Annotated in this window: 6 protein-coding genes; all 6 read left to right on the top strand. The window is 52.4% G+C overall.

Translation table 11 applies throughout. The features are described 5' to 3' along the window. On the top strand, positions 1–186 hold a 186-nt coding region (locus tag L6R21_23140), incomplete at its 5' end, for a hypothetical protein (GenBank protein ID MCK6562107.1). 8 nt (positions 187–194) lie between these two features. Further along, positions 195–1229, top strand: coding sequence for a helix-turn-helix domain-containing protein (locus tag L6R21_23135; protein MCK6562106.1), 1035 nt, complete (start codon positions 195–197; stop codon positions 1227–1229). Between the two features lie 111 nt (positions 1230–1340). Beyond that, the gene (locus tag L6R21_23130; protein MCK6562105.1) at positions 1341–2495 is read left to right on the top strand and encodes an isoprenylcysteine carboxylmethyltransferase family protein; all 1155 of its coding nucleotides are present in this window, start codon (positions 1341–1343) and stop codon (positions 2493–2495) included. 22 nt (positions 2496–2517) lie between these two features. Further along, entirely contained in the window at positions 2518–3054 is a 537-nt protein-coding gene (locus L6R21_23125; GenBank protein MCK6562104.1) for a hypothetical protein, read from the top strand. Beyond that, on the top strand, positions 2976–3515 hold the full coding sequence (locus tag L6R21_23120; GenBank protein MCK6562103.1) for a DUF3788 domain-containing protein: 540 nt from the start codon (positions 2976–2978) through the stop codon (positions 3513–3515). The genes L6R21_23125 and L6R21_23120 overlap by 79 nt, the downstream gene beginning before the upstream one ends. Positions 3516–3674: 159 nt before the next feature. Next, positions 3675–6107 carry a serine hydrolase gene (locus tag L6R21_23115; protein ID MCK6562102.1) on the top strand — a complete coding sequence of 811 codons (2433 nt, stop codon included), beginning with the start codon at positions 3675–3677 and terminating at the stop codon, positions 6105–6107. Positions 6108–6113 lie beyond the last annotated feature (6 nt).

Raw genomic sequence — 6113 nt, 5'->3', positions numbered from 1 at the left:
TTCTTAGGGCGTGCATCAAAGCGTCAGATCTTCCATGGGAGATCTGATATTCCTATTATTTATGCAAAACTCAATAACATAAAGCAGAATATGACGTCTGCTGCTTTTTGTCCATTTCAATATCGGACTTTTGAATGTTTACATTTACAAATGCAATTCTTTTTGTCGGGGCGGCGCAAGGGCTGATTCTCTCCATGTTGCTGCTGCTTAAGCGCAGGGACAACCGCATCGCCAACAGAATTCTTGCCGGGATATTGGCGATTCTGTCGGCCTCCATTCTCCTGCACGTGCTCTCGCACGCCGGTGTTTTGCCGCTGGCGGACAATCACAAAACCCTCATCAGCCTGTTGATGATCTTATGTGCGCCGCTGGTCTATTTTTACACGGCTGCCCTCACCGCGTACCAATTCCGGATTGAGAAGAAGCATGCGTTCCATCTTCTTCCCTTCGGAGCAGCCCTGTTGCTCGGTTTGCCGTTGTTGATGGCGCCCGGCGATCTCCCGCAAGCGGCCGTGCTTGCTGGCACGCTGCATGCCCTGGCTTCTATCGTTATCATCATCTACATTGCGGCCGCCAATGTCGTGTTGTCGCGGCATGCGCGTGTGATCAAAAACAATTTCTCCTCGTTTCAGAAAATCAGTCTTAACTGGCTGCGGGTGTTCGTCGTCGCGCTCACGATTTTCTGGATATTCGCCGGCATGTTTGACGTTCTCTTCAAAGCCGGAAATTGGGACGTCGTGTGGGGAGCAAGCTGCGTTGTGATCTATCTCATCGGCTATTTCGGTTTCATGCAGCCCGAGGTGTTTTCAGCTCCTGTCTTCGATCCGAAGATCGTCATCTCGACGGAATCTCCGAAATACGAAAAATCATCGCTCACGCCCAAAATGGCGGAGGCGCAATTCCAAAAACTTGTGATCGTGATGGAGAAAGAGAAACTCTATCTGGATAAGGATATCGGTCTCTCATGCCTGGCGCAAAAGTTGGGCATTCCTCTCCACCACCTCTCACAGATCATCAACGAAAAGACCGGCTCGAATTTCTATGACTATATCAATGCCCAACGGATCGAGGAAGCCAAGCGGCTGCTGCTCGATCCCAAAATGAACAACCGGAGCATCGCGTCTATCGCGTTCGACGCGGGCTTCAATTCGCTTTCAGCGTTCAACGCCGCCTTCAAGAAGTTCATCAAATCCACTCCCTCGCAGTTTCGCAGACAGCACACCGTCTGAGCGCAGTTTGCCTTCTGCGCCGATGGGATAAACTGACGACCTTATCGGATGGCGAGGAATCTGCAGTACTCCTTCGTTATCATTGCACGAACCATTAACGAAGGAGGCTGTATGCACAACCCCAAAAGTTTGTCCAAGGGCCTGGCCGCCTCGGCATGGCTGGCCTATGCGGTGATCGTTTTCGAGATTCTCTACATGATCAGCCCGTTTGCTTTGTATTACTACTCCCTGTACGCGCCGCCGCTGCGATGGCTGCAATCGCACGAGACCACTGCATTCCTGACGCTCAGCATCTTGCCCCACTTCTCGCACCAGAGCAGTTTCGTGATTTCTGTCTTGCAGCTCATGGCCTGGCCGGTGATACTAATCGGACTCGTTCTTTTCTTGGCCGGCTTTGTTCAGATTTATTGGGCCAAGTTCAGGGGGACAGGGCAGGTCTCGCGCGGTCTGTATCGGGTGATCCGCCATCCTCAGTATGCGGCGTTGGCGCTGGTCGGACTGGGATGCACAATTTACTGGCCGCGGTTCATCGCGTACCTGATGTACGCGACCATGCTGTTTCTTTATTACTTCCTTGCAAAGTCAGAGGAAAAGTATTGTTTGCAGCGATACGGTGAATCTTACCAAAAGTATCTCGAGCAGACCGGCAGGTTTCTCCCCAAATCTCTGGAAGCCAGGCTGTCAAGAATTCCCGCTCTGTTCCCGAAAGCAGGTGCATCGAGAATTCTTGCATTGTTTGTCGTGTACGTGATCTATATGGGACTCGTCGCCGCGGCCGGATTTGCCGCACGCGACTATGCGCTGTCACGGCTCACCGCAGTTTACAGCGATGATCAAGCCGCGGTCTCTGTCGCGCCGCTTGAAAAGGAGAAAGCAGCGGAAGCAATCCGCATTGCGACCGCTGAGGCGAGTGTGCAATCGTTGCTGGCCGGCCGCGCCTCGCGCAAGTTGTTGCTGTACATCGTGCCGCACGAATGGAACATCCCTGAGCTTGGGCTGGAAGGCATGGGACACGCTCACGATGTGATAGGAAATCCCGGCGGTCATGGCAACTCCTCCCGCTTTAACAGCGACTCTCTTGTGATCTTGATCACCGAGCCGATTCTCTCATCTTCCGAAGCGCGAGGGGAAGAGATTGTGAAGAGCAGCCTCGGCTTTAATCCTATTCTCGAGTTTCTCGTCGATTTGCGAGAAAGACGGGTTGTGAAAATTTCACAGAGGATGGATAGAGGAAAGTGGGACGGAATTCCGGTTCCAATTTTCTAATAACGCGGAAAGGAGTGCCAGAATGAGTAACAATCAACCAAGCTTCATGACTTTAGCCATCAAGACCATCGTCGTCCATACCATTACTTACTTCTTGATGGGAATTCTTGCTTCGACTTTTCTGAATTATGCCGAAAGGTTCGCCCGTCCCGAGATGGCGTGTTGGATGCGGCAACTCGATGACCCACTGATCATGGCCGGGCCACTGCTCCAGCCGATTCGCGGCTTGATCTTCGCGCTGGCGTTCTATCCGCTGCGGGAAATTTTGTTCGGAAGGAAAAACGGCTGGCTGATCTTATGGTGGTTATTGGTGGCATTGGGCATTCTCTCGACTTTTGGGCCGCCACCGGGATCCATCGAAGGCATGATTTATACCCGCATTCCGATATTGGATCAATTAGTAGGTTGGTTGGAAGTCGTGCCGCAAGCGCTGCTGCTTTCCGTGATTCTGTTTTATTGGGTGAATCACCCGGAGAAGAAATGGCTGAATTGGGTGATGGGCGCGGTTTTCTTTGTGATGATCCTGATGCCGGTCGCCGGTTTGTTGCTGCGCCAGTAGTCCTAACGCAGACTTACAACATGCAAAGGGAAGAATACTCTATGGAGACGAATGTATTTATGGACAAGTCGATCCAACCGGACGGCAACCGACTCGCACGTGTGCTCGGCGAAAATGCCACTTTCTGGGAAGCGCTCAAGCAACACATCATGCAAAAGCACGGCGACTTCACGGAAGAATGGAAGTTCTACAACGCCAAATCCGGCTGGACTTTGAAGGTTCTACTCAAGAAGCGCAATCTCTTTTTCTTCACTCCATTGCAAGGACTTTTCCGGCTGGCTTTTGTATTCGGCGATAAAGCCGTGGCCGCGGTTGAGAAAAGTGATTTGCCGGAAGCTCTCAAAAACGAACTCAGAAAGGCGCGAAAATATGCAGAAGGCCGCGGCATTCGCATTGAAGTCAAATCTCCGAAAGACGTCGAGCACGTCAAAAAGCTGATTGACATTAAAATCAGCAATTGAAAGGAATCTCTCAGTTATTGGTGGACAACCACCCATGTCATGCTGGAAACATCTTGTTCCGACTGAGTACAGTGCTGGTTAGAAACAAGTTCCCGCCACGGCGGGATGACATTTCTATCTAACCGTAACAGAGCCATCATAATCGAAAGGAAGGGAATCATGTCTCTCAAACGCAATCAATCCGCGCTTCTCTTCATCTTCGCACTCTGCGCAATATTCGTTTTGACGAATATTCAAGTACAAGCCCAAAACCCGGCGCAGCGTTCGGCTTCGCAAGAGACCGCGTCTTATGCCGGCTTGCAGCCCGACCAGTTCATGACCAAATGGTTGGTGTTGGGGCCACTGCCGATTTCCCCGGTCAAACCCAAACCTGAAGATCAAGAAACGCAGAAAAAGGCCTTTGGTGTTGAATTCATCAATCCCAAGCTTGCCGCCGTTAAACCCGGCCAAAACCAGCAAATTGGCGGGAAAAAATACGAGTGGCGCTTCGTGCAAGCACCGCAAGACATCGTGGATTTGACGCAAACCTTTGGGGATTCCGACTTTGTTGTTGCCTATGCTTGGGCAGAGATCAACGCGCCGGAGGCAAAGACCATGCTCATGGCATTGGGCAGCGACGACGGCGTCAAAGTCTGGTTGAACGGCCAACTGGTGCATGAAAATTGGATTGGGCGGGCGGTGGTCAAGGACGACGATCTTTTTTCTCTTTCGTTCAAAAAAGGAAAGAATCAGCTCCTGCTCAAAGTTCAGGATATGCAGCAGGCCTGGGGATTTTGCGCGCGCGTGATCGGTCCCACATTGTTCACAGAGAAACTGATTTCCTATACCGAGCGCGGCAATCTTGATGCGCTCAAGTTGCTGTTGACGCATGGCGCGGACGCCAACAGCAAAACCAAATTTGGATTGACGGCTTTGCATTCCGCCAAAATCAACGGTCGTGAAGGCGCTGCCAAACTGCTGCTGGAAAAGGGCGCAGATCCAAAGATCGCCATGCCGGCCCCGGAAACGCTTGTCGATGCGCTTTTCACGGACGCAACCGCGGGAGAAACGCCGGGCGCCGCGGTGCTGGTGGCGCAAAACGGTAACATCATTTATCAGAAAGGCTTCGGCTTCGCGAACCTCGAACATCGTGTGCCGGTCACGACGGAAACCAAATTCCGCATCGGCTCGATTACGAAGCAATTCACCGCCTCCGCGATTCTGAAATTGCAGGAGGCCGGCCTGCTCAGCGTGCAAGATACTCTCTCAAAATTTCTCCCGGATTATCCGCGCGGCAATGAAGTGACCATTCACCATTTGTTGACGCACACTTCTGGCATTCACAGTTACACCAGCAAGCCGGATTTCATGCAAACCGTCACGGTCGAAGTCAAGCCTGAAAGTCTGATCGCGAGCTTCAAAAACGACAAGTATGATTTCGATCCCGGCGCGCAATGGCGGTACAACAACTCCGGCTATTTTCTGCTCGGATACCTCGTCAGTAAACTCGCGAACGAGCCTTATGCGGCTTATCTCAAGAAGACATTTTTCGAGCCGCTCAACATGAGCGATACAGATGTGCACCGCTGGAGCGACGTTCTCCCGCACGAAGCCACCGGCTATGCTTACGTCGATGGCAAATTTCAAAAGGCGCAAAATTGGGATATGTCGCGCGCCGGCGGCGCGGGCGCGCTGTATTCAACGGTGACGGATCTGTATCGGTGGAATGAAGCGGTGTTCAATGGCAACGTTCTGAGTGAAAAGAACCTCGCTGCGGCATTCACGCCGGTTACGCTTAAAGATGGCAGCAAGCCGCAAACCGCCGGAGATGGCTACGGCTATGGTTGGTCGATCAGCGATTTTCGCGGCATCAAAGAAATCGCGCACGGCGGCGGACTGCATGGCTTTGTCACCAGCTTGGCGCGTTATCCCGAACACAACATGACGGTGACTGTGTTGACGAATTGTGCGCCGGGGCGCGATTTGAATCCCGGCGGTCTCACGCGAGAGATTGCGCAGATTTATCTGTGGGAGAAAATGAAGAGCCAGGAATCATACGCGACGGCGACGGTCGATCCCAAGCTGTATGACGCCTATGTGGGAAAGTATGAGTATCCCGGCGGCGCGATTCTGATGGTCACCCGCGACGGCAACAAGCTGCTCGCGCAATTGACCGGCCAGCCGCAGTTTGAAATCTTTCCCCGCTCCGAAACCGAGTTTTTCTGGAAAGTGGTGGATGCCCAAATCACCTTCGTGAAAAATGAAAAGGGCGAGGTCGTTCACGGCATCCATCGGCAAGGCGGACAAACGCTCACGGTGCCGAGATTCAAAGAAGAAACTCCGGCGCAGATCGATCCGGCGGTTTATGATGCGTATGTCGGCGAATACGAGCTGGCGCCCGGCGTGATCATCACCGTTACCAAGGAAGGTGCGCAATTGTTTGCGCAATTGACCGGCCAGCCGAGATTTGAAATCTTTCCGCGTTCGGCAACGGAGTATTTCCTGCAAGTCGTCAAGGCCGATCTCACGTTTGTTAAGGATGAGGCCGGCAACGTCGCGAGCTTGATCTTGAAGCAAGGCGGCGTGGAACAAACGGCAAGAAAAGTCAAATGATGCAAG

It is taken from the genome of bacterium (genome assembly GCA_023150945.1).
Taxonomy (GTDB): domain Bacteria; phylum Zhuqueibacterota; class Zhuqueibacteria; order Zhuqueibacterales; family Zhuqueibacteraceae; genus Coneutiohabitans.
The sequence above is the reverse complement of the archived record's forward strand: the minus strand, read 5'-3'. Positions and strand labels throughout refer to the sequence as shown.

Coding starts and splice junctions, on each gene's coding strand:
- L6R21_23135 (MCK6562106.1), top strand. CDS start 195: ATGTTGCTGCTGCTTAAGCGCAGGGACAACCGCATCGCCAACAGAATT.
- L6R21_23130 (MCK6562105.1), top strand. CDS start 1,341: ATGCACAACCCCAAAAGTTTGTCCAAGGGCCTGGCCGCCTCGGCATGG.
- L6R21_23125 (MCK6562104.1), top strand. CDS start 2,518: ATGAGTAACAATCAACCAAGCTTCATGACTTTAGCCATCAAGACCATC.
- L6R21_23120 (MCK6562103.1), top strand. CDS start 2,976: ATGGCTGAATTGGGTGATGGGCGCGGTTTTCTTTGTGATGATCCTGAT.
- L6R21_23115 (MCK6562102.1), top strand. CDS start 3,675: ATGTCTCTCAAACGCAATCAATCCGCGCTTCTCTTCATCTTCGCACTC.